Genomic DNA, 3,556 nt, shown 5'->3' on the forward strand with positions numbered 1-3,556 from the left:
TGTTGCCGACGAAGTACAGAGACTGGCGGAACGTTCTTCTGCTGCAACCAAGCAGATTGAAGCACTGGTTAAAACCACTCAGACAGATACCAACGAAGCGGTAATCTCGATGGAACACACCACGGCAGAAGTGGTACGAGGAGCTCGACTTGCACAAGATGCGGGTGTTGCCCTAGAAGAAATCGAAACAGTTTCGATGAGTCTTGCAGACTTGATCCAGAATATCTCTAACGCGTCACGTCAACAGTCATTGTCGGCGGGTCACATTTCTAACACGATGAACGTTATTCAAGAGATTACCTCTCAAACTTCATCAGGTACGACGGCAACAGCGAAATCTATCGGTAACCTTGCTGAAATGGCTAGTCAGCTTCGAGCATCGGTGTCAGGCTTTAAGCTTCCTGCCGACGAAGGTGACTCAGAGTATTCTGAGGGCAACGATGAAGGTATCGTGTAATAAAGCGAGCTGATTGGCTGTAGGTAGTCGCAATGGAAGCCCTACTGAATCCTGACGTAGCACAAGCATGCGAGTATCCGGGTAATGAGTCACGAATGAACTGGGAATCAACGCCTTTTCCTGTGCTAACTGATGCTCAGTTTCATCAGTGGCAAGCATTACTTGAAGATCGAACTGGGATGTACATCTCGTACTATCACCGGTCGCTTCTCCAATCGAATCTAATCATTCGAATGAGAGAGATTGCATGCGCTAGCTTTGACGACTACTACGCAAAAGTATGTGCCAAGCCAAGCGGCATCGTCGAGTGGAACACTTTGCTCGATAGAGTGATGGTTCAGGAGACACGTTTTTACCGAAATCCTGAGTCGATGGAGTTATTTTGCGAATATCTAACTGATCAAATTCGCAGAAAATCTCGAAACGAAGCGATAAACATATGGAGTGTAGGTTGCAGCTCCGGAGAAGAACCATATACCTTGGCGATGCTTTGCCAACAAATGCTTCTGAAAGAAAAAAGAGCGTTAAGTAACTTTGGTGTTACTGCAACAGATATAAGCCTTCCGGTACTTAGTAAAGCTAGAGAAGGTATATATAACGTTCGTAAGCTGGTGGACCTAGATCGCAGATTGGTTGACCAGTATTTTGAGCAACTCAGCCCCGATATATATCGAGTCGGTAGTGAGCTCAAACAAAAAGTCTGTTTCTCGATGGCGAATATGATTGATGTTGATAAAAGCCCTCTGAGAAACATGGATACGATATATTGCCAGAATGTTCTGATTTACTTCCGCAAGGAATTAAAACACAACATTCTGAATAGTCTGGTAGAAAGGCTGGCCCCTAAAGGGCTGCTCGTAATTGGACAAGGCGAAGCTGTCGATTGGCAAAATCCACATGTTGAGCGAGTTCAAAACAATCAGACTTTGGCGTTTATTCGTCGAAATTAACACACAAAAACAACGCATTTATAGATTGGAGAAGTTATGGGTAATAACCATGACTACATAGCCTTAGACTGGGTTAAAGGCGAAATTAAACAAACATTGTCCCAAGCTCAAATAGCGTTGGAGGCTTATGTCGAGAACAAAGAAGACACGCCTCAAATTACCTTCTGCTTGAATTATATTCATCAAGTTCACGGTACGCTTCAAATGGTAGAGTTCTACGGCGCTGCTTTACTCGCCGAAGAAATGGAGAAACTATGCCAGGCATTGATTGAAGACAAGGTCGCCAGTGTACAGGAAGCTCTAGAAGTCTTAATGGACTCTTTGCTGCAACTTGAGAACTATCTGGAGCATATACAAAAAGGGCAGCGTGACTTGCCTGTGGTACTGCTTCCAATATTAAATGATCTTCGTGCTCTGCAGGGCCAGCCTTTATTATCTGACACCTCCTTATTTACGCCTGACTTATCTGCGGCGGCGATAACACCCGACATTGCGCACAATCAGCGTATGCAGGACGAACAAGTTATTGCCAACTTGCGTAAACTTCGACAGATGTTTCAGTTCTCTCTTGCTGGCGTCATTAGAAATCAGGATCTTGCTGAAAACTTTTCCTACCTTTATAAAGTCGTATCTCGTCTCGAGAAATTTTGCCAGGGAACACCCATTGGAAAAATCTGGTGGGTAGCCGTTGGTTTCCTCGATGCTATTCGAGGCGATGAAGAAGGTATCAGCTCTGCAACAAAGCAACTCTTGCGTGAGCTCGATCACCAAATAAAACTGATGATCGATGAACCGCAGACCATTCTAGCGAAGCCTTTACCGACGGACTTACTAAAGAATTTACTGTATTACGTTGCAAAAAGTGCAATTGACAGTCAGCGCATCCAAGAACTAAAAGCGTCCTTTAGCTTGGCTCAAGCCTTACCAAGCGAACAAGAAGTTGATGCCGAGCGTGAGAAACTGCATCGTCCAGGCGCTGAAACAATGAGCTCAGTTGTTGAGGTCTTAAGTGAAGAACTCAGCCACGTCAAAGAACAGCTAGATCTATACGTTCGCGATGACGATAAAGACAATACTCAGCTGCTTGAGCTAGTACCTCAATTAACTCAAATTGCTAATACCATGGCTGTTCTGGGCTTAGGTGTAGCCCGCAAGCTGGTGCTAGAGCAAATTAGCCGCATAGAAGAAATCGCTGAAAGCAGTGAACCAGCTAGCGACCAAGTATTAATGGATATGGCAGGTGCCCTGCTATATGTCGAAGCTAATCTGAGCTCACTCAGCGATGCGAGAGAACAGAGTGAAGAAGAGCAAAACGAATTTGTTGTACCCGCTGAACACTTCGAAAGTGCGCATAATGCCGTTATCTATGAATCACGAAATGGCTTGGAACAAGCAAAAAACAGCATCGTCAACTTTATAGCATCTCAGTGGGATCACGCCGAGATAAAGGATGTCCCAGACCTCTTAGACAGTATTCGCGGTGGCTTACAAATCATCCCGCTTACACAGGCGGCAAAGCTTCTTGAGTCTTGCAGCACCTATATTCGTGACTCCTTATTAAGCGATAAGCATATTCCTGACTGGCAACAACTGGATCGTCTCGCCGATGCGATTACCAGTATTGAGTATTATATGGAGCGCCTCTCAGAAGGGGCTCAAGACAATGACGGTATACTTAAGGTTGCCGAAGAGAGCGTCTCTAAACTTGGCTTTCCGACTCACGAAACCACAGAAGAGTCTAGCCCTGTCCTATCTCAACACCATATCTCTGATGTGGCTTCGGAATCACCCGATTCGATTGAGAAAGAAAGTGATGAAGGACTCATTGACGAAGATATTCTAGAAATATTTATGGAAGAAGTTGCCGAAGTCATGGACGAGATCCAGGTGGCTATGGCACAGCTTCGAGCAACACCTGAAGATCAAGCCGCCCTGCAAAACCTCCGCAGAGCCTTCCATACGCTCAAAGGCAGTGGCCGCCTGGTTGGCGCAAAAGTCATTGCTGAAATTGCATGGCCGATAGAGAACTTACTAAATAAACATCTCGATGCTGCAATGAGCCTAGAAATGGAAGTCTTCGACCTCCTCGATTCAGTTATTGAAAAGCTTCCTGAACTAACCGAAGATTTTTCCCAGCAGCGTGAATCAA

At 45.2% G+C, this 3,556-nt stretch carries 3 protein-coding genes; all 3 read left to right on the top strand.

Going from position 1 to position 3,556, the window contains the following annotated elements:
- A partial coding sequence (locus A3735_RS22380) for a methyl-accepting chemotaxis protein (protein WP_231882624.1) occupies positions 1 to 457 on the top strand: 457 nt, incomplete at its 5' end.
- Positions 458 to 489: 32 nt separating this feature from the next.
- On the top strand, positions 490 to 1,407 hold the full coding sequence (locus A3735_RS22385; protein ID WP_082865245.1) for a protein-glutamate O-methyltransferase CheR: 918 nt from the start codon (positions 490 to 492) through the stop codon (positions 1,405 to 1,407).
- A gap of 36 nt (positions 1,408 to 1,443) precedes the next feature.
- Positions 1,444 to 3,556, top strand: a 2,113-nt coding sequence (locus A3735_RS22390; RefSeq protein ID WP_197485977.1) for an Hpt domain-containing protein, incomplete at its 3' end; no start/stop codon positions are given.

The sequence above is a fragment of the Oleiphilus sp. HI0061 genome, assembly GCF_001635675.1.